This is a genomic window from Nitratidesulfovibrio liaohensis, from assembly GCF_011682075.1.
GTDB lineage: Bacteria > Desulfobacterota > Desulfovibrionia > Desulfovibrionales > Desulfovibrionaceae > Cupidesulfovibrio > Cupidesulfovibrio liaohensis.
Genome location: NZ_VSMK01000767.1, coordinates 1 through 577 on the forward strand (window position 1 = coordinate 1; position 577 = coordinate 577).

Sequence of the window (577 nt, forward strand, 5' to 3'; positions counted from 1 at the left end):
GGGAAAGGTCCGGCACAGCCCGCGTGCGGCAAACACGGGCGATGGGGCTGTCATTGCGCGGCCCCGGTGGGCGCGGCCCTGTCCTGTGCGGCGGGAGACGCTGCGGCGGTGGCGTTGGCCTGGCTTGCCTTGCCGGTTTGCACGGGCACCGCATGGCCCTCGCGCAGGGTCACCGTGGCGGGCATGCCCAGGCGCAGCACGTCGTCGGGGTCGCGCACGAACACGCGGGCCTCGTACACCAGCGAGGTGCGCAGTTCCGGCGTTTCCACGTTGCGGGGGGTGAATTCCGCCGTGGGCGAGATGAACCCCAGCCAGCCTTCCAGCGGCTGGCCGGGCCGGGCGTCGATGGCCACCTCTGCGGGCATGCCTTCGTGCACCCGGCCAAGCTGGGTTTCCGTCAGGTAGGCGCGCACCCACTTGGGGTCGGTGATGGCCACGGTGCACACCGGGCGCTGGGCAGATGCCATGTCGCCCGGCTCCAGCAGGCGAGAGCGCACCACCCCGAACGAGGGGGCGCGCAGTTCGCTGTCCGCGCGGCGTTGCTCCAGCACGGCCAGGTCGGCCCGTTGGGCGGCCA

The 577-nt window shown here is 72.8% G+C and carries 1 protein-coding gene; it reads right to left on the reverse strand.

Annotation, left to right across the window (positions count from 1 at the left end; genetic code table 11):
* Positions 1 to 50 precede the first annotated feature (50 nt).
* Positions 51 to 577 (reverse strand): HlyD family secretion protein (locus tag FVW27_RS18985; protein ID WP_167128256.1); only part of this gene is annotated, 527 nt, incomplete at its 5' end.